Source organism: Microbacterium oxydans, from assembly GCF_900095745.1.
Taxonomy (GTDB): Bacteria; Actinomycetota; Actinomycetes; order Actinomycetales; family Microbacteriaceae; genus Microbacterium; species Microbacterium oxydans_B.
Genome location: NZ_FMIR01000017.1, coordinates 59,609 through 83,116, shown reverse-complemented (window position 1 = coordinate 83,116; position 23,508 = coordinate 59,609). Strand labels below are relative to the sequence as shown.

Here is a 23,508-nt window from a genome sequence, read left to right as displayed (position 1 = left end):
CCCACGCTATCCCAGGTCGAGTTGACCGGCACGGGGGAGGGTGGGAGGATTTAGCGGGGCCGGTTAACGGAAGTCAAACCCACGGTGAACTCTTCGTTCGTCACGTCGATCACGTCGACATCTCCTTCTTCCTCAAACGACCGAAAGCGAACGGTGGAAACCGCAGCCCTCATCGTCGTGCTTGTCATCGCGCTGGCACTCTTCTTCGACTTCACCAACGGCTTTCACGACACGGCGAATGCCATGGCGACGCCGATCGCCACCGGCGCGCTCAAGCCCAAGACCGCCGTCCTCCTCGCCGCCGTCCTGAACCTGGTGGGGGCGTTCCTGTCCACCGAGGTGTCCAAGACGATCTCCGGTGGCATCATCCGTGAAGATGCGATCATCTCCGCGGGGGCGGATCTGTTCCTGTCCCTGATCTTCGCGGGCCTGATCGGCGCCATCACGTGGAACATGCTGACCTGGCTCCTCGGCCTTCCGTCGAGCTCGTCGCACGCACTGTTCGGTGGCCTCATCGGCGCCACGCTCGTGGGGGCCGGGTTGGGCGCGATCGACTTCGGGATGGTGCTCTCGAAGATCGTGCTGCCGGCGCTCATCGCCCCCGTCACCGCAGGCCTCATCGCCTTCGCAGCGACGAAGATCGCCTACTCGATCACACGACGCTACGACAGCAAGCCCGACGGTCGCGACGGCTTCCGCTGGGGTCAGATCTTCACGTCCTCCCTGGTCGCCCTCGCGCACGGCACCAACGACGCGCAGAAGACGATGGGCGTCATCACCCTCGCGCTGATCACGATCGGCTGGCAGTCCGGCGTGCACCACGAACCGCAGCTCTGGGTGATCATCGCCTGCGCCTTCACGATCGCACTCGGCACGTACCTCGGCGGCTGGCGCATCATCCGGACCCTCGGCAAGGGACTCACCGATGTGAAGCCCGCACAGGGCTTCGCGGCGGAGAGCTCGACGGCAGCGACCATCCTGGCCTCCAGCGCCCTCGGCTTCGCTCTCTCGACCACGCAGGTGGCATCGGGCTCTGTGATCGGCTCCGGCCTCGGTCGCAGGGGCTCCACGGTCCGCTGGCGGACGGCGGGTCGGATCGGCGTCGGCTGGCTGCTCACCCTCCCCGCAGCGGGAGCCGTCGGCGCTCTCGCCGCCCTTCTCGTCGTGTGGCTCGGAAACTGGGGAGTGGTGATCGACGCGGTCATCGCGGTGCTGATCATCCTCGGACTGTTCATGCGCTCGCGCCGCGACGCGGTCACGTCCGCGAATGCGATGAGCGACGTCGCCGAGTCGGGCATGGCCATCGAGCTTCCGGACATGCCGCCGCCGACGCGTCGTCAGCAGCGCATCCAGCAGGCCAAGGCCGAGGCGAAGGCCCGTGCCGAAGCCCGTGAGCAGGTGAAAGCTCAGGCGAAGAAGGATGCGCAGGCCAAGGCGAAGAAGAAGGCTCAGGCAAAGGCGAACGTCAAGGGCGCCAAGTCTGCCTCGTCGTCGAAGGACTCGGACGCGAATCGGAATGGGGAATCGGAATGAACGTCGTCATCGACTGGATCGCGTTCCTCCAGGTGTTCCTCGCCGCGCTCGTCGGCGCGACAGCCATCGTCACCTTCTACGCCCTCGGCCTCCGTCTGCTGGTGCGCAGCGGTCGCGCCCCGGTGGTGAGCCCCGCCGAGTTCACGGATGCGATCACGGTGATCACGGAGAAGGAGCTTAAGCGCGCGGAGAAGCAGGCGGCGAAGGCGGCGCGCAAGAGCCCGCTCACCGAGGGGCAGAAGACCCTGGCGCTCTTCGGCGCGTACGGGTGCTTCGCGCTGTGCGCCGCCGCTGTGGTCGCCGGCATCCTGCTCCTCGTCATCGGGCACTGACCCGAGCGCGGCGTCTGCAGGTCGAACGCCGGCGCGGGGTCGAGGCCTAGGCTGTTGGCATGTCCGCAGGAACCGGAAACGTGTATGCCTTCGGCCGCCATGAGCCCGCGAGCCATGTGCTGATTCATGTGAGCGATCCGCACTTCCTCGCAGAGGGAGCCCGGCTCGGCGGTCGGTACGACGTCGAGGCGAACTTCGCCCGAACGCTCGATGCGATCAAGGCCGTGCACCCGCATCCGTCGGCGATCGTCGTCACCGGCGACCTCGCCGATCTGGGCGAGCCCGATGCTTATCGTCGACTGAGGAACGCCGTCGAGCCGGTGGCGGACGAGTTGGATGCTCCGCTCATCTGGGTCGCGGGCAACCACGACGAACGCCCGGCCCTGCGGGCAGGACTGCTCGACGCGGAGCCGACCGAAGACCCGGTGACGGGCATCTGGGACCTCGACGGGCTTCGCCTCATCGCTCTCGACACCAGCGTCCCCGGCTGGCATCACGGCGACATCGATCAGGGGCAGCTGTCCTGGCTCGCCGATGCGCTCGCGGACCCTGCCCCTCACGGCACCCTGCTCGCGATGCATCATCCACCGCTCCCGAGTCATCTGCCGCTCTTCGACATCCTGGAGCTGCGGCATCAGGACGAGCTCGCAGAGGTCATCCGCGGGACCGACGTCCGCGGCATCCTCGCCGGGCATCTGCACTACTCGTCGCAGGGCACGTTCGCCGGCGTCCCCGTGAGCGTCGCGTCAGCCACGTGCTACACGATGAACGTGGCGCGTCCGTCGTCCGAGGTGAACGGCATGGACGCAGCCCAGGCTTTCCAGCTCGTGCACGTGTATCCGCAGACGATCACGCACACGGTGGTGCCGGTGACCCAGGCCACGACCGGGGACTACTTCTCCGCGGAGTGGCTCGAGCGGATGGCGGCGCTCACGCCGGAGGAGCGACTCGAGGCGTTCTCCCGCAAGCCCGCCCGGTGAGCGGCGTAGACTGAGGGCATCCCCCACCTTTCTCACCCGCCACGACCCACGAGGATGTGACATGGCTTCTGCCGCGCCTACCCCGACCCGCACCGAGACCGATTCGCTCGGGAGCATGGAGATTCCCGTCGACGCGTACTGGGGGATCCACACCGCCCGCGCCGACGCGAACTTCCCGATCACGAAACGACCCATCTCGGTCTATCCGGACCTCGTGGTCGGCCTGGCGATGGTCAAGCAGGCGAGTGCGCGGGCGAACCGCGAGATCGGCGTGCTGGATCACGAGCGCGCCGACCTGATCGACCGTGCCGCGCAGCGCGTGATCGACGGCGAGTTCCACGAGCAGTTCACGGTGGGCGTCATCCAGGGCGGTGCCGGTACCTCGACCAACATGAACGCGAACGAGGTCATCACCAACATCGCGCTCGAGCTGGCCGGCCGCGAGAAGGGCGATTACGCCTTCCTGTCGCCGATCGACCACACCAACCGCAGCCAGTCCACCAATGACGTGTATCCGACCGCAGTGAAGATCGGTCTGTCGCTGACGCTGCGCTCGCTGCTCGAGGAACTCGACCTGCTGCGGCTGTCGTTCCTCGGCAAGTCCCGCGAGTTCCACGACGTGCTGAAGGTCGGGCGCACCCAGTTGCAGGACGCCGTGCCGATGACCCTCGGGCAGGAGTTCAACGGCTTCGCCACGACCCTCGGCTACGACCACACGCGGCTCACCGAGAACGCGTCGCTCATGTTCGAGATCAACATGGGAGCCACCGCGATCGGCACCGGCATCACCACGCACCCCGGTTACGCACCCGCGGTGCTCAAGCACCTGCGGGAGATCACGCAGCTCGACCTGCGCACGGCCGGCGACCTCGTCGAGGCCACCAGCGACACCGGCTCGTTCATGTCGTTCTCCTCGACGCTCAAGCGCAATGCGATGAAGCTGTCGAAGATCTGCAACGACCTCCGTCTGCTCTCGTCCGGCCCGCAGGCGGGCTTCGGCGAGATCAACCTCCCGGCGATGCAGGCGGGATCCAGCATCATGCCCGGCAAGGTGAACCCGGTCATCCCCGAGGTCGTGAACCAGGTCGCGTTCGCCGTCGCGGGCGCCGATATGACGGTGACGATGGCCGCCGAGGCGGGCCAGCTCCAGCTGAACGCGTTCGAGCCGGTCATCGCGCACTCAATCTTCCAGTCGATCACGTGGATGCGCCAGGCGATGTGGACCCTGCGCGTCAACTGCGTCGACGGCATCACCGCCAACCGCGATCGTCTCGGCGCGATGGTCGGTGCATCGGTTGGCGTCATCACCGCACTGACTCCGTTCATCGGCTACGCGGCCGCTGCGGCGCTCGCGAAGACCGCTCTCCTGACGAACCGGAGCGTCGCGGACCTGGTCGTCGAAGCCGGTCTGATGTCGCGTGACGAGGTCGTCAAGCAGCTCTCGCCGGCGCGTCTCTCCGGGCTCGAGACGATCACCGCGGCGATCCCGGTGATCTCGCCGGAGGACCGCGTCGAGGTCTGACCCCCTGCGAACGTGGGAGGGGGATGGATGCCGCGGCATCCATCCCCCTCTTCGTGCGTCCGGCTTCTCAGTCGCTGATGCGGCAGTGCGTTGTGAGCTCGCCGATGCCGTCGATGCCGACGGTCACGGTGGAGTGGTCGCGCAGGAAGATCTGCGGATCCCGCGAGTACCCGGCGCCACCGGGGCTTCCCGTCGAGATGAGAGTGCCGGGCAGCAGCGTGAGGGACTGGGAGAGGTGAGCGATCAGTTTCGCGACGGAGCGCACCATCTGGTCCGTGCTGGCGTCCTGCACCGTGTGGCCGTCCACGACCGCCCAGATGTGCAGATCCTGCGGGTCGGAGATCTCATCCGCCGTCACCGCGAACGGTCCGGTCGGGGTGAACCCGTCGAACGACTTGCAGCGCGACCATTGCGCCTCGGAGAACTGGATGTTCCTGGCGGTGATGTCGTTCACCACGGTGTAGCCCCAGACATGCGACAGCGCATCCGCCTCGCTGACATCCTTGGCGGGGTTTCCGATGAGGACCCCGAGCTCGGCCTCGTAGTCGACGGCCTCGCTGAGAGACCGCGGCCAGGAAGTGGTCTGTTCGTGCCCGGTGAGCGAGTTCGGCCACAGCGTGAACACGGTCGGTGCGGCATCGGTCTTCAAGCCCAGCTCGCTGGAATGCGCCGCATAGTTGAGGCCCACTGCCAGCACGGCCGGGGGAGCGATCACGGCGGAGGAGAACGCCCAGTCGCCGAGCGGATGGCGGACGGCGTCGCCCTCGGCCAGCGCGGCACGCAGGCGCTCGAGCAGGGGGTCCCCTCCCTCGATCAGCTGCTGCAGCGTGGCAGGGGCGTCGTTCAGGAGATCAGAGACGAGGATGGCGTCCGAGTCCTGCACCACGGCCAGAACCGTGCGCGGGGAGTCAGGACGGCGCAGGTGAGCGAACCGCATGGTTCTACGCTACCGGCTGGCGGGCGACGAGCGGGTGGAGGAGTCCGCCATACCCGAGGCACCTCTCTTGTTCCCCATAAGCTTTGGCTATGAGTTTCGGAGGACCCCCGCCGCCGCAGCAGCCCTCGCCGCACATGCCGCCGCCCCCGCGGCAGCCGGCCTATGCCTCGCGTCTGGCTCAGCCGACACCGTACACACCTCCCGCGCCGGTCGCGCCGTCGCCGGCCGAATCGCTGCCTGCGCTGCCGGTGCCGACGCGCAAGGGGCGCACGATCTCCCTGTGGCTCTTCGGTTTCCTGGGCTTCCTGCTGCTCGCTCTGGTCGGCTACTTCGGGTGGGCGCTCGGTGTGTTCGCCTCCGTCGTCGGCCTGGTGCTCGCGCTCATCCCGCTGACCGTCGTCTTCCTCGGGGTCCGGATGATCGACCGCTGGGAGCCGGAGCCGAAGCGCCTCGTGTTCTTCGCGATCGCCTGGGGCGCGCTGGCGGCCGCAGGGCTCACTCTGCTTGTCGACGTGGGCCTGAAGATCCTGATCGGCCCCACCTCCGATGCCTTCACCGCGGTCGTGCAGGCGCCGATCGTCGAGGAGTTCTGGAAGGGCCTCGGGATCTTCCTCATCTTCCTGCTCGCCCGTCGTGCTTTCGACGGTCCGGTGGACGGTGTCGTGTACGGAGCGCTCGTGGGGGCGGGGTTCGCATTCACCGAGAACATCCAGTACTTCGCGCTCAGCCTGATCGAGGGCGGCGGCGAGCAGCTCACCGTCACCTTCGCCGTGCGCGCGATCCTCTCTCCCTTCGCGCACGCCATGTTCACGGCGGTCACCGGCTTCGCGATCGGCCTGGTCGCGCGGCGACACGGATCCGCGAGTTCCGCGATCGGTGCCGGCCTGCTGGGCATGCTCGGAGCGGTTCTCCTGCACGCACTCTGGAACGGGTCCGCGACCTTCGCCGACTTCTTCGGGCTGTACTTCACCCTGCAGGTGCCGCTCTTCGTCGGCTTCATCCTCGGCATCGTCGCCCTCCGCCGTGAGGAGGCGCGTCTCACTCGCGCGCGCCTCGCCGAGTATGCGAACGCCGGATGGTTCACGCCCGAAGAGGTCACGATGCTCGCGACATCAAGTGGACGCAAGGCCGGTCTCACCTGGGCGCGAACTCTTCGCGGCGACCGGCGTCCGATCATGCGCGAGTTCATCAAGGATGCGACCGCGTTGGCCGCTGTCCGTCAGCGCGCGATCACGGGACGCGATCCGCTGGCCATCGAAGACGAACGCGCGCTGCTGATCCGCACCCGTGCCGCGAGGGCCGCATTGCTGGCGTATTGAGCTCGACATCGGGATACTCGTCCTGAGGAGGCGGTCGCGATGAGCACGTTCATCCTGATCCACGGCGGGGGAGATGTCGGGTGGTCCTGGCATCTGGTCGCCGCGGAACTCGTGGCGCGCGGGCACGAGGTCTTCGCGCCCGATCTCCCCGCCGACGACGACTCCCTCACTCTCGAGGACTACGCGGACGCCGTGGTGGCAGAAGTGGGGCCGCGACGCGATGTCGTCGTGCTCGGCCACTCGTTCGGGGCCTTCACGGCGCCCCTGGTCGCCGAGCGACTGGCGGCCGACCTCCTGGTGCTGGCCGCCGGGATGATCCCGGCGGCCGGTGAGCCGCCGGAGCGGTGGTGGGCCGAGTCGGGCTATGTCGCCGCCGCCGAAGCGCAGGCGGCGATCGATGGGGGGCTGACGGGCAATGAGGACCCGTACGTGAGCTTTTACAACGATGTGCCGCGAGAGCTGGCCGACGAAGCACTGCGGCAGGAGCGCGCACATCCGTCCCAGGCGGCCATGGAGGCGCCGTGGCCTCTGGAGGAGTGGCCGGATGTGCCGACACGATTCATCGTGTTCGCGGACGATCGGTTCTTCCCGCCGAGGTTTCTCCGCCACCTCGCCCGAGAGCGGCTCGGGGTCGTCGCGGACGAGATCCCCGGCGGGCACTGCGCGATGCTGAGCAGGCCGGTCGAACTCGCGGAGCTGCTCGTCGGCTACCTGGATTGATCCCCGGAGCCCCTGTCGTGGCAAGACTCAGCGCCCGGTGCTGCGGCGATGCCTGCGAGTCTCCCGGGCGCTGAGTTGGTCTGTAATCAGGGTGCACCCGACCGTGGAGGGTGTCAAGAGGCTGTTGCCGGTGCGCCTGTCGAAGTGTTCGCTGTGAGCAGGTGCGATCGCGTTGACCCCTTCCGCGGGCTCGGGTTTGATGGAGGCATGACTGATCGCACAAAGCCTGAGTTCGATGCCCCCAGCGCCCCTGCTCCCGCGGAGCTCGTCATCCGCGACATCATCGAGGGTTCCGGCGCCGAGGCGAAGCCCGGCGACACCGTGACCGTGCACTACGCCGGCGTCGAGTTCGACTCCGGCGAGGAGTTCGACTCGTCCTGGGGTCGCGGCGAGACCATCCAGTTCCCGCTGCGCGGCCTGATCCAGGGCTGGCAGGACGGCATCCCCGGGATGAAGGTCGGCGGACGCCGTGAACTGATCATCCCGCCGCACCTGGCCTACGGCCCGGTCGGCGGCGGCCACTTCCTCTCCGGAAAGACGCTGATCTTCATCATCGATCTCGTCGCTGTCGGCTGAGTCCGGACTGCACGCAGAGACGCCCTTCCTCCTCAGAGGAGGGGCGTCTCTGCTGTATATCGGAAGAACTTCCGCATTCAGGGGAATATATGCGAATGAATGTAAGTTGTCACAGAGGTCGCGGTGAACGCGGCCCCTGTCCGAAGCCGCATCAGCGGCCGATGTCTCCGGAGGAGAAACCATGACCAGCATCGACATTCCCGGCTACCGTCCCGGCACCTGGGTGCTCGACCCCTCGCACAGCGAGGTGACGTTCAGCGTCCGCCACATGATGATCTCCAAGGTGCGCGGCACCTTCGGCGTCAAGAACGCGACTCTGGTCGCGCCCGAGAACCCGCTCGAGGCCAAGGTCGAAGCCTCTGTCGACGTCACCTCGGTCGACACGAACGATGAGGGTCGCGACGCCCACCTGCGCTCCGCCGACTTCTTCGACACCGAGAACTTCCCGACGATGGAGTTCGTCTCCACCGGCGCGCGTGTCATGGGCGACGAGCTGTTCGTCGACGGAGACCTCACCATCCGCGGCATCACCAAGCCGGTGAGCTTCGAGCTCGACTTCGGCGGCTTCGGCACCGACCCGTACGGCAACTACAAGGCGGGCGCTTCCGCCAAGGCCGTGATCAACCGCGAGGACTTCGGCCTCACCTGGAACGCTGCACTCGAGACCGGTGGCGTGCTCGTGGGCAAGGACATCACGATCAACCTCGACCTGCAGGGCGCGCTGCAGCAGGACTGACGCCGTCACGCAGTTCCTCGAACCCCGGGTCCGTCAGGGCTCGGGGTTCTCTGCGTCGTAGTCGTGGAATCGGCGGTTGCGGCGCGAGAGCATCGCGACGAGGGCGATCACCAGGACACCGCCGAGCAGGGGCGGGAACCACAGGGTGGTCAGCGTGGCGAGTGTGCCGGCGTACAGGGCTCCGACGCGCGGGCCGCCGGCGACGACCACCACGAAGAGGCCCTGCAGTCGTCCGCGCATCGCATCCGGAACCGCCGCCTGCATCATCGTGTTGCGATAGATCGAGCTGACGTTGTCCGAGGCGCCCGACAACGCCAGCGCGACGCAGGCGGCGACGATCAGTCCGATGTGCGGGGCCGTCTCGCTGGCCGGCGATGAGAAGGCGCCGACGAGCAGCACGACGCCGAACAACAGGATCGATGCGCCGTACGCCTCGACCGCGCGCGCGATGCCGCGCCCGTGCCAGCGGTACTGCACGACGCGCCCCGAGAACAGGCTCGACGTGAAGGTTCCGACGGCGACGGCCGCCGTGAGGATTCCGGTCGTCACGGCGCCGCCGCCCAAGAGGATGGTTCCGAGGGCCGGAAAGAGGACGAGGGGCTGCCCGAACGTCATCGCGATGATGTCGATGATGTACTGCATCCGGATGTTGCCCGCTTTGCGCAGGAAGCGCCAGCCGTCGACGAGCGATTCCAGGCCGGGGCGCACGATCTCGCCCTCCGGTCGCAGGGTCGGAAGCGTCCACAACCCGAGGAACATCGACAGCATCAGCACGACATCGATCGTGTAGGTCCAGCCGTAGCCGGTGAGGGCCACGAGCAGACCGGCCAGCGCGGGGCCCGCCATGACCGTGAGCCCGAAGGCGACGCCGTTGAGCGCGGATGCCGCGGCGAGCTGCTCACGGGGGATCAGACGCGGCACGATGGCGGTACGGGTGGCCATGCCCACGGAGTTCGCGGCGGAGTTGACGATGCTCAGTGCATAGAGCCACCAGATGGTCTCGGTGCCCGTCCAGGTGAGGGCGGCGAGCATGGCAGTGGATGCGAACGTGATTGTGGCCGCGATCAGAGCCACGCGACGCCGGTCGAAGGCGTCCGCGAGCATCCCGCCGTACAGGCCGGCGAGGATCATCGGGATGAGTCCCGCGACCGCGATCATGGACACGGCGAATGTGCTCTCGGTGAGCACGAACACGTGCAGCATCACGGTGACGATCGTCAGCTGACCGCCGATGCCGGAGAGCGTCGATCCGATCCACATCCGTGCGAAGGCGGGACTGGTCTTCAGTGGAGTGAGGTCGATCAGGAGACCGCGTCGGCCGCTCACTCGTCGATCTTCTTCTGCACCGTTCGAGCCTAGTTGACCCCGGTCGAGCGCCCCTCTCGGCGTTGTCACGCGGGGGAGTCCTCGGCTGGTAGACTCTTCAGGTTGCCGTTTGATCGGCCGCGGATAAAGAGAGCCCACGTATCAGGCGTCGGGCGCCGCGCAACAAGCAGAGAGGGGATCGAATCTATGGCACTGGAAGCAGACGTCAAGAAGGCGATCATCGAAGAGTACGCGACGCACCCCGGTGACACCGGATCCCCCGAGGTGCAGGTCGCAATGCTGACGCAGCGCATCAAGGACCTCACCGAGCACCTCAAGGAGCACAAGCACGACCACCACTCGCGTCGTGGGCTGTTCCTGCTCGTGGGTCAGCGCCGTCGTCTGCTCGGCTACCTCCAGGACATCGACATCGCGCGCTACCGCTCGCTGATCGAGCGTCTCGGACTCCGCCGCTAAGGCACTGCGAACCTGCGTACAATCGCGCAGAACATTCTTGAGAAGGCCGCCCCACGGTGTGGGGCGGCCTTCGTCATGTTCGGGGGAGTGCGGGCACCTCGGCCGGCACCTGCAGATCGACCGGGCGGCAGCGGATCACGAACCCCACGACGACGGCGAGCGCCGCGGCACACACGATCATGAACACGAGGCTCGCCGTCCAGCCGGCGGTGAGGTCGTGCAGGACCCCGACGAGCAGGCTCCCTGCTCCGGCGAAGGCGTAGCCGACGCCCTGCGCGACAGCGGACAGCAAGCCCGCCGAGGCCTCGTTGGCGGCGAGCATCACGATGAGCGCGAGGGAGAGTCCGAACGTCGCGCTCTGCACGGCACCGAGCACGACGGTGATCGCGATGTACGACTCGTCGCCGGAGGCGAGCCAGATGAACGCCGCCAGCATCACGATGCCCAGGCCCGGACCGAACAGGCGCAGAACGCGGCGGCGTCGAGCGAGGATCGGCGCGATGAGCGTCGGCACGAGGCCCGCGACGCTGGTCAGCGCGAGCAGCCAGCCGGCGGTCTGCGCGTCCACGCCGCGATCTCCGAGGATGCGGGGGAGCCACGAGGCCACCGCGAAGAACAGCATCGCCTGGAGTCCGAACATCGCCGTGATCAGGGCGACCGTCGATCGGGCCGACCGTGGGAGCGCCATCCGAGACGACGGGGGTGTGGGAGCATCCGAGCGCAGCGCCACGCCGACCATGGCGCCCGCGGCGATCAGAGCGGGCACGGCCCAGAGGCCGAGTGCCAGCGCGGGGCCGCCGACCGCCGTGCTCAACGGCACGGCGAGTCCCGCTCCGAGCGCGGCACCCGCGCTGAAAGACATGCTGCTCAGCCCGATCCAGAGCCCGCCGGCCCGCAGCGACTTCAGGTACTGGGGAAGCAGCGTCCCCGCGGCCATGATCGACACCCCGGCGAGGAACGTTCCCGGGAGCATGCCGCCCGGGACGACGACCCTCAGCGTGAGCGCACCTGCGAGCGCGACCATGGCCCAGATCAGTGCCCTGGTCACACCGATGCGACGGGCCAGCAGCGGCCCGATCGGGGCGCTGACACCGAAGGCGATCACCGGCAGCGTCGCCAGCAGGTTCAACTGCACGGGAGCGAGGTCGAACGCCGCCCTGGTCGGCTCGAGCAGGGCGGCGACCGAAGTGATCGCCGGGCGGAGGTTGAGTCCGATCAGCAGGGCTGCGCCGAGCCCGACCGCCCGATCGCGGAACTGGCTGCCTCGTCGCTCAGAGCGCGAGGACACGAAGGCCATCGGCGACCACGCGGCCGTCGTGGATCACGAGTCGGTCGGTTCCCCGGTCCATCACCGCGCTGGTGGGCGTCTCGCCGTCGACGAGGAGCAGGTCGGCTCGGTCTCCCTCGGCCAGGCCGGGTCGGTCGTCGATCCCGTTCAGGCGCGGCGAGGCGAGGGACATGATGCTGGCCCCGCCCATCGTCGCGACCGCGAGCGCCATCTCGATGTGGTCGTCGCGACGGAAACCGTTGGTGAAGGCCAGCTGCCAGGTGCGGTCGAGCATGTCGGTGTTGCCGTAGGGGCTCCAGTAGTCGCGCTGGCCATCCTGACCGAGCCCGATCCGCACACCGGCCTCGACGAGCTGCACCAGCGAGAGCTGGTTGCTGGTCGACGGGGCGACCGTCGCCATCGAGATGTCCAGCTCGGCGAACTCCTCGATCAGACGACGGCTGGTGGCCTCGTTCACCGAACCGAGTTCGTACGCGTGCGACATCGTCACCTTGCCCTGCATGCCGAGCGCGCGTGTGCGCTCCATCACGAGCTCGGTGCTGAACACACCGAGCGCGCCGGGCTCGTGCAGGTGGATGTCGACCTCGACCTGGTACTTCTCGGCGAGACCGAACACGATGTCCAGGTGCTTCGCGGGGTCGCGGTCGAGCTGCGACGGGTCGATTCCGCCGATCACGTCTGCGCCCTGCTTGAGAGACTCCTCCAGATACTCGACCGTGCCCTCTTCGCGGAGGATGCCCGCCTGGGGGAAGGTCATGACCTGGACGTCGGCGTGCGCGGCGAACTTCTCCTTCGCCGCGATCACCGCGTCGAACTTCTCGAGCTTGCAGTCGACGTCGACCTGCGCGTAGGAGCGCACGCGAGTCGTGCCCCGCGCGATCATGCGCTCGAGGGTGCCGGCCACCCGCGTGGGGAGGTCGACCTCGGCGTTGCGCCAGTTCTCGCGGTCGTTCATCATCATGCCCCAGACGCCGGGAGCGCCGGTGTGCTCACGGAACGGCAGTCCGATCCGTGTCGAATCCAGGTGCACGTGTACATCGCTGAAGGAGGGCAGCAGAAGCCGCCCGCGTCCGTCGACGTCGTCACCGGACCCCGGCGCCGCCTCGTGGGGAAGGATCCGGGTGATGCGCCCGTCCTCGATCAGGACATCGGAGGCGGATCCGCCCCAGGGGCGCACGTCACGAATCAGCATGGACTTTCCTTTCTTCGGGGGAGCCGAGCCGTGACGCGAGGTCGGCGGCTTCAGCGAGATGATGGCACGCGGCGGCGCCGATGGGAACCTGCTCCACGCACTGCCGGCGCCGGTCCTCGTCGAGGAGGGGCAGCACCGGGCATCGCGTGCGGAACACGCAGCCACTGGGCGGATTCGACGGGTGGGGGAGATCTCCGACGAGACGGATACGTCGGCTGCGGTCGGCGGTGGGATCGGGACTGGGAACGGAGGACAACAGCGACTGCGTGTACGGGTGCTGCGGAGCTCCGAAGACCGCGTCCCTGGTGCCGTGCTCCATGATGCGTCCGAGGTACATCACGGCGACCTCGTCGGCGAAGTGCTTCACGACGGACAGATCGTGTGCGATGAAAACGTAGGAGATGCCGGTGTCGGCCTGGATGTCCTGCAGCAGGTTGATGACCTGCGCCTGCACCGAGACGTCGAGAGCGGAGACCGGCTCATCGCAGACCAGGACGTCGGGCTCCAACGCCAGTGCCCTGGCGATGCCGACGCGCTGCTTCTGTCCGCCCGAGAACTCGTGGGGGAACCGGTTGTAGTGCTCCGGCCGCAGCCCCACCCTGTCCATGAGAGCCGCGACCCGATTCTTCATGCCCTCCTGGGGGGAGATGCCCTGGGCCTGGAGGGGAGCCGCGATCGCGGCGCCCACGCTCTGCCGCGGGTTCAGCGACGACGAAGGGTTCTGGAAGACCATCTGCACGCGGCGCCGGAACTGCTGCAGGTCGGCTCCGCGGAGTTGCGACACGTCGGCACCGTCCAGCAGGATCCGCCCCGACGTCGGCGTGAGCAGACGCATCAGCAGTCGTCCGGTGGTGGACTTGCCGCAGCCGGATTCACCGACCAGCCCCAGCGTCGATCCGCGTTCGAGTGTGAAGGAGACGCCGTCCACGGCCTTCACCTGCGAGGAACCGCGCAGGAATCCCTTGCTGACGCTGAAATGCTTGGCGAGGTTCTCGACACTCAGCAGCGGTTCGCTCATCGGGCCACCTCCTGCAGGTCGAGCGCGGATGTCTGGATGTCGGCTTCCGCGAGGTGACAGCGTGCGCGGTGGTCCGAGCCGACGAGGGTGAGGGCGGGGCGCTCGGTGCGGCATCTGTCGTCGGGGACCAGGGCTGCCACGGGGCAGCGATCGGCGAAGAGGCAGCCCTGCGAGAGATCGAGCAGCGACGGCGGGAAGCCGGGTATGGGCGTGAGCCGCCCTGCTTCGTCGACCATCGAGGGCATCGATGCGAGCAGGCCCTGGGCATAGGGGTGCGCGGTGCGGAAGAACAGGTCGTGCACGTCGGCCTCTTCCACGCACTGGCCGCCGTACATGACGACGACACGCTTGCAGACCTCGGCGACGACGCCCAGATCGTGCGTGACAAAGATCACGGCGGAGCCGGTCTCCGCCTGGAGCGATCCGATCAGATCGAGGATCTGCGCCTGCACGGTGACATCGAGCGCCGTGGTCGGCTCGTCGGCGATGAGCAGCTCCGGTTCGCAGATGAGCGCCATCGCGATCATCGCCCGCTGCCGCATACCGCCCGAGAACTCGTGCGGATAGGAGTCGTACCGCGCGACCGGGTCGGGGATACCGACGCGGTTCAGCATCTCGATCGCCTGGGCCTTCGCGGCTTTCGCGCTCACCCTGTTGTGCACGCGATACGCCTCGGCGATCTGCCGACCCACCGTGTAGAAGGGGTGCATCGCCGAGAGCGGATCCTGGAAGATCATCCCGATCTTCCGTCCGCGGTAGGGGCGCATCTCGCTCTCGCTGAGCGGCACCAGATCGGTGCCGTCGAAGAGCACCTGTCCGGTGACCTTGGCGCTGGTCCCCTTGAGGAGCCCCATCAGGGTCTGACTGGTCACCGTCTTTCCGGAGCCGGATTCGCCGACGATGCCGACGGTCTCTCCGCGCTGCACGGTCAGGTCCATGCCGTTGACGGCATTGACCAGACCGTCGTCGGTGGGGAAGGTCACCCGCAGGTCGCGGATGTCGAGGATCGGCGTGGTCATCAGTTGACTCTCACTCTCGGGTCGACGCTCGCGTACACGAGGTCGACGATGACGTTCGCGGTGATGATGAAGAAGGCGGCGAGCATCGTGATCGCCATGGTGACCGGCAGGTCTCCCGAGGTGGCTGCCCGCACCGCGGTGAATCCGAGGCCGGGCACCGAGAAGATCTGCTCGGTCAGCACGGCACCGCCGAGCAGGGCACCGATGTCCAGGCCCAGCATCGTGATGATCGGAGTGATGCCGGCACGGACTCCGTGTCTCGTGATCCGTCCGGGGCTCAAACCCTTCGCCCGCGCGGTGCGCATGTAGTCCTCGCCGAAGGTCTCGATCATGTTGTTCCGCGTGATGCGGATGTACTGCGCGCTGAACAGGATGGCCAGCGCCACCCAGGGGAGCAGGTAGTTCGTGAACCATGCCCCGGGTCCGGCGGGGCCGAACGGGGAGGAGATCTGATTGCTCGTGAACGGCAGCCAGTGCAGTGCGCTCACGAACACGAGCAGGAGCAGCAGCCCGGTGACGGGGACGGGGAGCGAGACGCCGACGGATGCGGCTCCGACGATGATCTTGTCCGTCGCCCTGCCCTTGCGGAGGGCTGCGAGCAGTCCGAGGCCGACGCCGACCACGGTCCACAGCACGACAGCGCCGACGGCGATGGAGAGCGTATAGGGGAGCGCCCTGACGATGACGTCGGTGACGTTCTCGTTGGTCTGGAACGACTTGCCCAGGCAGGGCCAGGCGCAGACCTGCTCGGCGCCCGGCGCTCCGATGAGTCGCTCGCCGAAGAATCCACTGATGTAGGTGAAGTACTGCACCAGGAACGGCTTGTCCATGCCGAGGGCGACGCGTGCCTGGTCGATGCGTTCAGGGGTGCACTCCTGGCCGCAGGCGGCTGCCGCAGGGTCTGCGGGGCCGATCTGGAACAGGGCGAACGTCACGAAGCTCACGACGAGCAGGAGGATGACCAGCGCGGTCACGCGGCGGACGATGAATCCGAACATTGCTGTCCCGTACGGGGCCGACCGAACGAGCGGTCGGCCCCGTCCTTTCCGAAGGTGTGGTGTCGGCCGTTACTGCTCGACGCCGATGGTGGACAGATCGATGCTTCCGAAGAAGTACCCCACCTGGGCGTTGTGGATCTTCGAGCCCACGACGCTGTTGGTGAAGGTGCGGATGAGCGGCACGAGCGGGTACGACTCCATGGCCTCGTTGTAGAGCTCGGCCCAGCGCGTGTTCAGCTCTTCGGAGGTGCCGTTGGTGTTGCGCAGCTCGTACATGTCACCGGAGAGCTTCGTGTCGTAGAAGCGAGAGATGTTGCTGAAGCCGTACGTCGTCCCGTCCAGGCTCGGGCCGATGTTGGGGTCGACCGTTGTCCGGGTGGAGCCGGAGGCCGCACCGCCGCACCAGCCGGCGCGGGCGAGGTCGGGCATCTCGTCGCTGGCGAGCACCGTGTAGTAGTTCGCGGCAGGGATCGGCACGAGCTGCAGGTCGATGCCGAGCTCGGTGAAGTTCTGCTGGAGCACGGTGCCGAGGTTCTTGTACCGGTCGATCGCGTTCGAGTAGCCGTACGTGAGCGAGGCGGGTACATCCTTACCCTCGAGCAGCTTCTTGGCGGCCTCGAGCTGCGGGGCGCCGTCGATGTCGAGGTCGGTGGTCTCGGCGACGTAGCCGACCTGCGAGTCGTTCAGGTACGAGTTGGTGAGCTTGCCGAAGCGCGCACCGCCGTACTGCACCTGGATCGCCGCACGGTCCATCGCCAGGGCGAGCGCGTGACGCACGTCGGGGTCGGTGATGGTCTCGGTGTTGAAGTTCAGCACATCGGTGCAGCCGAGCAGTCCGGAGGCGGTGCGGTCGGCGACGGACGACTCGGTCAGGCGTGACGTGTCCGATGCCTGGAGGGCGCCGTTCGAGTCGAGTGTGATCGCGGTCGGGTCGGCATCCGAGATCAGCTGTTGGCTGATGGTCGCCTGCGCGGTCGAGAGCGAGAAGGTGAAGGTGTCCGGGAGCGCGGTGCGGTTCTCGTCGGTCGCGGGATCCCAGGAGGGGTTGCGCACGAGCTTCAGCTCCCGGCCGCGGTCGTAGCTCTCGATCATGTACGGGCCCGAGGAGATGGGGTGGTTCGTGTAGTCGAGCTTCGTGTCCTTCGCCTGCGGCACCGGCGCCGTGTTCGAGCGCGACACGAGGGCGGCGAAGTCGGGGTTCGGCTGCTTCAGATGGAAGATCACCGTCGTGTCGTCGGGGGTCTCGACGGCCGTCAGATCGCCGCCGCCCGAGTACGGGCCCTTGTACTGGTCGGCGTCGAGAGCGGAGTTCAACTCCTGCGGCGCCTGCGTGAAGACGTCGCGCGCGAACGTGCGGGCGATGCCGTACTTCACATCGGCGGCGGTGATGGGCGTGCCGTCCTCGTACTTCAGGCCGTCTTTGAGGGTGTAGGTCCAGGTGAGGCCGTCTTCCGAGGCGGTGCCGGTGTCGGTTGCGAGGTCGCCGACGATCGTGGGCGGCTCTCCGGCCGTCTCCTTCGCCATCGTCAACGTGCGGTAGTAGAGCTGGCCGACGTTCGCGGTCTGCACATAGTTGCTGTTGCCGGGGTCGAGGGTCATGAAGTCGCTCGACATCAGGACGTTGACGTTGCCGCCGGCCTCGTCGAAGCCCGGCTGCACGATGTGCGCGGCATACGGGTCCTTCGAGCCGGTGGGGGCGGATTGCCCGTTCTGTGCGGTGACGCTGGTGCAACCGGTGACGACCAGGGCGATGGCCACGGTCGCAGCGGCGAGCAGGGGACTGCGGTGTCTCATGACGCGTTCTCTTTCGGTGGGGGTCGGGTGTTCGGGGTCGGGAAGGTCAGCTGCGCGAGGCCTTGGGATCGAGCGCGTCGCGCACGGCGTCGCCGAGCAGGTTGAAGGCGAGCACGGTGATGATGAGCGCGGTGCCGGGGACGATGAGGAACCAGGGATCGCTGAGGTACCAGTTGCCCGCCTGCGCGGCGTTGAGCATCTGCCCCCAGGACGGTGTCGGGTCCTTCACGCCCACACCGAGGAAGGACAGCGCGGCTTCGGCGGAGATGTTCGCGGGGATCATCATGGTCGCGTAGACGAGCACCACCCCGAGCACGTTCGGGATCACCTGACGGAAGATGATGGTCCGGTGCGAGGCCCCATAGGACTTCGCCGCCTCGATGTACTCCTGCTCGCGGATGCTGAGCACCTGGCCGCGCACGACTCTGGCCAGGTATGCCCAGCCGAAGAATCCGAGGATCAGCACGAGGGAGGCGATGGGGACGAAGCTGCCCTGGCCCAGGGGCGTGTCGCGCAGCCGGGACTGCAGGATCGGGGTGAGCGAGAGCACCAGGAGCAGGTGCGGGAAAGCGAGGAACAGGTCGATGATGCGGCTGATGACCATGTCGACCTTGCCGCCGAAGTAACCGGCCGCGGCCCCGAGCACGGTTCCGAGGACGACCGAGACCACGGTAGACAGCAGGGCGATCAGCAGCGAGACCTGGGCTCCGTACGCGATGCGCGCGAAGATGTCGCGTCCGAGTCCCGGCTCCACGCCGAGCCAGTGCTCCACCGAGGGATACATGTAGGCGGGGAGCGGCAGGCCGGGGGTGTTGAAGTTGTCGAGGACTTCCGGGCCGGTGTTCGTGGTGAACGGATCCTGCCCCTCGATCGCGACCAGTACCGGGGCGAGCAAAGCGAAGAGCACGATCGCCACGACGACCCCGAAGGAGACGAGGGCGACCGGACTCCGACGGATGCGCAGCCATGCCGTCCCGAGGAGCGAGCGTCCGGTCGCGATCTTCGGCGGCGCGGTGGGCAGCGCTTCCGTCTTCGGGGTCAGCGTCTGTGTGTCCGTCACGATCTTCCTTGATGGTCCGGGGAGCGGGTGCTCAGAATTGTATACCAGCGTGGGCAAGCTTGGGATACCAAATTCGGAGATCATGGCGAGATAGCCGGTTTTCTCGAATGCGATGGGCGTGTGTGTTGAGAAGGTCGGAGACGTGGGATAGTTTTTGGATACCAAATCGCATCTCAGATCATCGGGGCTCTCATGCGCACACTCCTCACGGCCGACCATGTGCTGGCGTTCGACGGCACTTCTCACACGGAACTCCGGCAGGGGGCTGTGGTGGTCGAGGATGGCGTGATCGCCTACGTCGGTCCGGCCGGGGACGCGCCGTCTGGCGTCGACGAGCGCATCGATCTCGGCGAGAGCCTGCTCATGCCCGGACTCATCGATCTGGACGCGCTCACCGACATCGATCACCTGATCCTGGACGCGTGGGGCACCCGGGAGCAGGCCGCCCGACTGCAGTGGTCCGACGAGTACTTCGACCGTCGACGGCATGTCTTCGATGAGGACGAGCGCGCACGGATCCGGGAGATCGCGCTGGTGCAGCTCGCGCTGCACGGCATCACCTCGTTCATGCCGATCGCTTCGGAGGTGCACTCGGTCTGGGCGGAGTCTGCGGCCGATCTCCACCGGATGGCGTACTTCTCGCGGAGGCTCGGCCTGCGCGGATTCCTCGGTCCGTCCTATCGCTCGGGCGTGAACACCGTCACAGCGTCGGGCGAACGCGTCGTGCGGTTCGCTCCGGAGGAGGGTGAGGCCGGATTCGCCGACGCCGTCCGCTTCCACGACGAACTCGCAGCGCTCGACGATCCGCTGTTGACCCCGGTCTTCCTTCCCTGTCGCATCGAGACCCTGACTCCCGAGCTGCTCGCGGCGACGGGAGCGGCGGCGGCCGAGCGTGGTGCGATCGTCCGGCTGCACGCACTGCAGGGGGAGGTCGAACGCGAGCTCATCCTCGATGCCCACGGCTGCACTCCGCTCGATTTGATCGAGAAGTCGGGGCTGCTGAACGATCGCCTCCTCGTGCCGCACGGCGTGTTCCTCGACGTGAACCCGCGGGTGCACGGGGAAGACCGCGGCGACCTCGCCCGATTGGTCGACGCCGGGGTGTCGATCGTGCATTGTCCGCTGACCAATGCGCGTTACGGCTCCGAGCTCGAGACGTTCCAGCGTTATCGCGACGCCGGGGTGAACATCGCCCTCGGTACGGATTCGTTCCCGCCCGACCTCATCCGCGGCATCGACACCGGGGTGTCGGTGGCGAAGGTGCAGAACGGCAGTCTGGCTGCCGGTGACCTCGCGGGTTACGTGGACGCGGTGACACTCGGAGGAGCTCGGGCTCTGCATCGCCCGGACCTTGGCCGGATCGCCGTCGGCGCCCAGGCCGACCTGACGGCGTTCCGGCTGGACGACGTGCGGATGGGCGCCGTCGATGACCCGCTGCGCACGCTCGTGCTGAACGGCACGGCGCGCGATGCGTGCCTGACGATGGTCGCCGGCCGGGTCGTCATGCGGGACGGGAAGATCGACGGGATCGACCTCGACGCGATCCGCGACGACACGCAGATCCTCTTCGCGAGGATGCGGAACGCCTACACTGGGCGCGACCATCGGAGCGGAACGACGGACGAGCTCTTCCCTCCGGTCTTCCCCCGTCATGCCTGATACCCCGAGAGGTTCCGCGATGAGTTCCGACAGCATGATCACCGACGGATCCGCCCTCGCCGAGCGGGTCTACCGCGGTGTGCTGCGCCGGATCATCGTCGGAGAGCTCACGCCGGGATCATGGCTGAAGGAACGGGATCTGTCGGAGCGGTTCGAGGTGTCCCGTGTGCCCGTCCGGCAGGCGCTCCAGCGGCTGGAGACGGACGGGTTCGTCGTCACGACCCGCAACAAGGGGGCGAGTGTCACTCCGGTGACCAGAGCCGACGTCGAGGAGCTGTACGACGCGCGGCTGTGCATCGAACCCTATGCGACACGTCATGCGGCGCACCGTGTCCACTCGGGAGCGGCGAGTGCGGATCGGTTGCGCGAGCTCCTCGAGCGTGCGCTCACGCCGGGTGACACGGCCGAGCTGGGGGAGTCCAATCTCGGGTTCCACCTCGAGATCGTCCGCCTCTCCGGCAATCGCATCCTCGAGCGCAGTCTGCTGCCCATGCTCGGCCGGATGCAGTGGATCTTCGGGATCACGCACGCCACGCGGGAGCAGGAGCACGCGGTGGAGCACCAACAGCTGCTCGACGCCATCGTCGCCGGGCGCGGCGAGGTGGCGGCTGCGCAGGCCTACGCGCACATCGATCAGGGGCGCGAACCCATCATCGAAGCCCTCGCGCAGGCGCTTGACTGGTGACGACGGGTTGACCCCGCTCCTGCTTTCCGATAGGAAAGTAGGAGCTTTCCGTGTGGAAAGTGAAGGAGGTCCATCGTGGAGCAGAAGCCCATTCCCGGTCAGGACGCGCTCGTCCCGCCGGATGCCGATCTCGCGCAGCAGTATCTGGCTGCAGCTGATGCGGTGGCGGGGCGCCGCGACCGGGCGATCGACCGACGTGCGCTCGCCTGGCTCCAGATCCTCAATGCAGTGGTCACCGCGGCGTACCTCGTCGCGTTCGCGCTCGTCCTCCGGAACGACGATGTGATCGCCTCGCAGATGATCCTGTTCACCTTCCTGGTGTGGGGGCAGCTCGCGAGCGGCATGGCTCAGCGCAACGGGATGCAGTGGCGCATGACTCGTTCGCGGTGGCCGGTCATTTTGGGCGGAGGGGTGCTGCTGGCCGCTGCCGTCGTGATGTTCGGGTTCGTGTCACTGGACACCACGCTCCCCGTCGGCTGGGTGCTCCTGCCTGCCGGCATGGTTCTGCTCGGCATCGGCGGCTACGGGGTGGCGCAGCTCATCCGCGCGTCAGGTGATCCGCATCGTCCGCGGCCTGCCTGGACCCCGCTGCCCGTCGCCGTACGGTGGGGAACGGTCCTGGTCGGTGCCGCTCTCGGCGTGCTCACCATGCTGGCGGGGGCTCCCGACGACGTGCTCCGGAGCGTGATCCCGCTGCTGGTGATGATGATGCTCCTCGCGTGGATCGTAGCCTTCAACACTCCGCTGGGGCTTCCCTCCGTCGGAGCCGCCTGGCGTTGGCCGCATGTCGCCACCTTCTTCGTCGCGGCGTGCATCCCCGTCGGCCTCGCGCTCGGGGAAGAGTCTCTCGGCGACCGAGGGGTGGCGGGACTTCTCGGGGGTGTCGTCGTGATCCTGCTCTTCGCCCTCGTCTCCTTCGTCCCCGGGCGGGAGAGCCGTGGCTGAGTCGGCCTCCCGGCCTCACCCGCGCACCCAGCTGGACGACAACTTCGCCTCGCCCATCCGGTTCTCCTTGATGGCGGCGCTGGGTGACGGGATGGAGCTCGACTTCCCGACGCTTCGGGAAGTCCTCCAGTGCGGTGACTCGCCGCTGAGCAAGGCCATCACGCATCTGCAGGCCGCTGACTACGTGTTCGCGCGCAAGGCGAACGTCGGTGGTCGCTCGCGCACCTGGGTCCGTTCGACGGCGACGGGTCGCGATGCCTTCGCTGCACACCTCCAGGCCCTGCGTGAGATCGTCGCTCTCGGCGGTGGGCAGGCGCTGTGAGTGTTCGCTCAGGCGGGGGCCTCCACGAGGTCGGCGTGGTGGATCGCCGCGACGTCGGGGTGGGCGCGCAGGCGTGACTTGAGGGCGTTCTCGCCGTAGAGCGCGTGGATCGGGTTGCTCGGGTCCTTCGTGACACCCTTCGCCTCGGCCGCCAGCTCCGGCGGAAGCTCGATCAGCGGGAGGCGCTTGTCGAGGGCGGGGTTGAAGAAGAACGGGATCGAGATCCGGTCGTTCGGGGCCTTCGGCGACACGACCCGGTGGTTCGTCGCCTTGAGGTAGCCGCCGGTGGCGTACTCGAGCAGCTCGCCGATGTTCACGACGAAGGCGCCGGGCACCGGGGGAGCGTCGACCCAGGCGCCGTCGCGCTCGACCTGCAGGCCGCCCTTGCCCGGTTCGACCCAGAGGAGCGTGAGGACGCCCGAGTCCTTGTGCGCGCCGACGCCCTGCTGCGGCTCGGGCTCGTGTGTTCCCGGGTAGCGGACGATCTTGATCAGTGTCGAGGGCTCACCGAAGTGATCGTCGAAGTAGGTCTCGTCGGCTCCGAGCGTCTGCGCCCATTCCCGCAGCAACCGCCGGGCGACGTCGGACAGCGTCGCATGCCATTCGGCGACGACCTCCTGCAGCTCCGGCTGCGCCGCTGGCCACAGGTTGGGTCCGACGAGGCGGTTGAACGCCGGTCCGCCCTCGACGGGTTCGCGCTCGGGGCCGATATCGATCTGCTCGCGCCAGTCGACCTGTCCCTGTGTGCGTTCCCCGCCGATGCGGGTGTACCCGCGGAAGTGCGGGCTGTTGACGTTCTCGATGGCGAGTTTGTCCGCCTCCGGGAGCGCGAAGAAGTCGAGGGCCGCGCGGTGCAGCCGTGCTTCCAGCTCGGGGGAGATGCCCGTGCCCGTGAGATAGAAGAAGCCGACGTCGTGCGTCGCCGCCCTGAGGTCGTCGCGGAATCGCGCGGCGGCCTCCGGGCCTTCATCGAGCTGGGACAGGTCGAGGATCGGGAGCGAGAGTTCAGGCATGGACCGAGGGTATGTCGCCTTTCCGAGAGGGAGGGCGACTGTTGCGCCGCGTTACCGCCGGGTCGTCGTCTGCCGGCG

23 protein-coding genes are annotated in these 23,508 nt (G+C 67.6%); 13 read left to right on the top strand and 10 right to left on the bottom strand.

Going from position 1 to position 23,508, the window contains the following annotated elements:
- Positions 1-153: 153 nt before the first annotated feature.
- The 4 genes from BQ2383_RS10760 to BQ2383_RS10745 all read left to right on the top strand — a co-directional run bounded on the left by BQ2383_RS10760 (position 154) and on the right by BQ2383_RS10745 (position 4,367).
- Positions 154-1,533 (top strand): inorganic phosphate transporter, encoded by a 1,380-nt coding sequence (locus BQ2383_RS10760; RefSeq protein ID WP_091033611.1) that lies wholly within the window; start codon positions 154-156, stop codon positions 1,531-1,533.
- Entirely contained in the window at positions 1,530-1,865 is a 336-nt protein-coding gene (locus BQ2383_RS10755) for a peptidase (RefSeq protein ID WP_091033608.1), read from the top strand. The genes BQ2383_RS10760 and BQ2383_RS10755 overlap by 4 nt, the downstream gene beginning before the upstream one ends.
- Before the next feature lie 59 nt (positions 1,866-1,924).
- Positions 1,925-2,845, top strand: a complete 921-nt coding sequence (locus BQ2383_RS10750; RefSeq protein WP_091033605.1) for a phosphodiesterase — start codon at positions 1,925-1,927, stop codon at positions 2,843-2,845.
- Positions 2,846-2,906: 61 nt separating this feature from the next.
- A complete protein-coding gene (locus BQ2383_RS10745) occupies positions 2,907-4,367 on the top strand; it encodes an aspartate ammonia-lyase (RefSeq protein ID WP_091033603.1) in 1,461 nt (486 codons plus the stop codon).
- A gap of 67 nt (positions 4,368-4,434) precedes the next feature.
- Here BQ2383_RS10745 and BQ2383_RS10740 read toward each other — a convergent pair whose 3' ends face one another.
- Entirely contained in the window at positions 4,435-5,304 is an 870-nt protein-coding gene (locus BQ2383_RS10740) for a fumarylacetoacetate hydrolase family protein (RefSeq protein ID WP_091033598.1), read from the bottom strand.
- Positions 5,305-5,393: 89 nt separating this feature from the next.
- On the opposite strand from BQ2383_RS10740, the gene BQ2383_RS10735 reads away from it, so the two are divergent.
- The 4 genes from BQ2383_RS10735 (at position 5,394) to BQ2383_RS10720 (ending at position 8,655) form a co-directional block, all read left to right on the top strand.
- Complete coding sequence (locus BQ2383_RS10735; protein ID WP_279627351.1) at positions 5,394-6,623, top strand: PrsW family intramembrane metalloprotease; 1,230 nt, start codon at positions 5,394-5,396, stop codon at positions 6,621-6,623.
- A 39-nt stretch (positions 6,624-6,662) separates the two neighbouring features.
- Complete coding sequence (locus BQ2383_RS10730) at positions 6,663-7,343, top strand: alpha/beta fold hydrolase (protein WP_091033595.1); 681 nt, start codon at positions 6,663-6,665, stop codon at positions 7,341-7,343.
- Between the two features lie 207 nt (positions 7,344-7,550).
- Positions 7,551-7,919 (top strand): FKBP-type peptidyl-prolyl cis-trans isomerase, encoded by a 369-nt coding sequence (locus BQ2383_RS10725; RefSeq protein WP_091033593.1) that lies wholly within the window; start codon positions 7,551-7,553, stop codon positions 7,917-7,919.
- A 181-nt stretch (positions 7,920-8,100) separates the two neighbouring features.
- Positions 8,101-8,655: a YceI family protein gene (locus BQ2383_RS10720; protein WP_091033591.1), complete on the top strand. Its 555-nt coding sequence runs from the start codon at positions 8,101-8,103 to the stop codon at positions 8,653-8,655.
- Between the two features lie 33 nt (positions 8,656-8,688).
- Here the strand turns inward: BQ2383_RS10720 and BQ2383_RS10715 are convergent, their stop codons facing one another.
- The gene (locus BQ2383_RS10715) at positions 8,689-9,981 is read right to left on the bottom strand and encodes an MFS transporter (protein WP_091033588.1); all 1,293 of its coding nucleotides are present in this window, start codon (positions 9,979-9,981) and stop codon (positions 8,689-8,691) included.
- Between the two features lie 186 nt (positions 9,982-10,167).
- On the opposite strand from BQ2383_RS10715, the gene rpsO reads away from it, so the two are divergent.
- Positions 10,168-10,437 (top strand): 30S ribosomal protein S15, encoded by a 270-nt coding sequence (gene rpsO, locus BQ2383_RS10710; RefSeq protein WP_017830938.1) that lies wholly within the window; start codon positions 10,168-10,170, stop codon positions 10,435-10,437.
- Positions 10,438-10,510: 73 nt separating this feature from the next.
- Here rpsO and BQ2383_RS10705 read toward each other — a convergent pair whose 3' ends face one another.
- The 7 genes from BQ2383_RS10705 to BQ2383_RS10675 form a co-directional block, all read right to left on the bottom strand.
- A complete protein-coding gene (locus BQ2383_RS10705) occupies positions 10,511-11,725 on the bottom strand; it encodes an MFS transporter (RefSeq protein ID WP_167381606.1) in 1,215 nt (404 codons plus the stop codon).
- Positions 11,709-12,917, bottom strand: a complete 1,209-nt coding sequence (locus tag BQ2383_RS10700) for an amidohydrolase (RefSeq protein WP_091033583.1) — start codon at positions 12,915-12,917, stop codon at positions 11,709-11,711. Before BQ2383_RS10700 ends, BQ2383_RS10705 begins: the two co-directional genes overlap by 17 nt.
- Entirely contained in the window at positions 12,904-13,935 is a 1,032-nt protein-coding gene (locus BQ2383_RS10695) for an ABC transporter ATP-binding protein (RefSeq protein WP_091033581.1), read from the bottom strand. The genes BQ2383_RS10700 and BQ2383_RS10695 overlap by 14 nt, the downstream gene beginning before the upstream one ends.
- Complete coding sequence (locus BQ2383_RS10690) at positions 13,932-14,954, bottom strand: ABC transporter ATP-binding protein (RefSeq protein WP_091033578.1); 1,023 nt, start codon at positions 14,952-14,954, stop codon at positions 13,932-13,934. The genes BQ2383_RS10695 and BQ2383_RS10690 overlap by 4 nt, the downstream gene beginning before the upstream one ends.
- The gene (locus tag BQ2383_RS10685; protein ID WP_091033576.1) at positions 14,954-15,952 is read right to left on the bottom strand and encodes an ABC transporter permease; all 999 of its coding nucleotides are present in this window, start codon (positions 15,950-15,952) and stop codon (positions 14,954-14,956) included. The genes BQ2383_RS10690 and BQ2383_RS10685 overlap by 1 nt, the downstream gene beginning before the upstream one ends.
- Positions 15,953-16,021: 69 nt before the next feature.
- Positions 16,022-17,746, bottom strand: coding sequence for an ABC transporter substrate-binding protein (locus tag BQ2383_RS10680; protein WP_091033573.1), 1,725 nt, complete (start codon positions 17,744-17,746; stop codon positions 16,022-16,024).
- 46 nt (positions 17,747-17,792) lie between these two features.
- Entirely contained in the window at positions 17,793-18,806 is a 1,014-nt protein-coding gene (locus BQ2383_RS10675) for an ABC transporter permease (protein ID WP_244175991.1), read from the bottom strand.
- A gap of 192 nt (positions 18,807-18,998) precedes the next feature.
- On the opposite strand from BQ2383_RS10675, the gene BQ2383_RS10670 reads away from it, so the two are divergent.
- From BQ2383_RS10670 to BQ2383_RS10655, 4 genes are all read left to right on the top strand, one after another.
- Positions 18,999-20,465 carry a chlorohydrolase family protein gene (locus BQ2383_RS10670; RefSeq protein WP_091033568.1) on the top strand — a complete coding sequence of 489 codons (1,467 nt, stop codon included), beginning with the start codon at positions 18,999-19,001 and terminating at the stop codon, positions 20,463-20,465.
- A 19-nt stretch (positions 20,466-20,484) separates the two neighbouring features.
- Positions 20,485-21,150: a GntR family transcriptional regulator gene (locus tag BQ2383_RS10665; RefSeq protein WP_167381605.1), complete on the top strand. Its 666-nt coding sequence runs from the start codon at positions 20,485-20,487 to the stop codon at positions 21,148-21,150.
- 75 nt (positions 21,151-21,225) lie between these two features.
- Positions 21,226-22,095 carry a hypothetical protein gene (locus BQ2383_RS10660; RefSeq protein WP_091033562.1) on the top strand — a complete coding sequence of 290 codons (870 nt, stop codon included), beginning with the start codon at positions 21,226-21,228 and terminating at the stop codon, positions 22,093-22,095.
- Positions 22,088-22,417, top strand: a complete 330-nt coding sequence (locus BQ2383_RS10655) for a transcriptional regulator (protein WP_091033559.1) — start codon at positions 22,088-22,090, stop codon at positions 22,415-22,417. Before BQ2383_RS10660 ends, BQ2383_RS10655 begins: the two co-directional genes overlap by 8 nt.
- An 8-nt stretch (positions 22,418-22,425) precedes the next feature.
- Here the strand turns inward: BQ2383_RS10655 and BQ2383_RS10650 are convergent, their stop codons facing one another.
- Complete coding sequence (locus BQ2383_RS10650) at positions 22,426-23,430, bottom strand: isopenicillin N synthase family dioxygenase (protein ID WP_091033556.1); 1,005 nt, start codon at positions 23,428-23,430, stop codon at positions 22,426-22,428.
- Positions 23,431-23,508 lie beyond the last annotated feature (78 nt).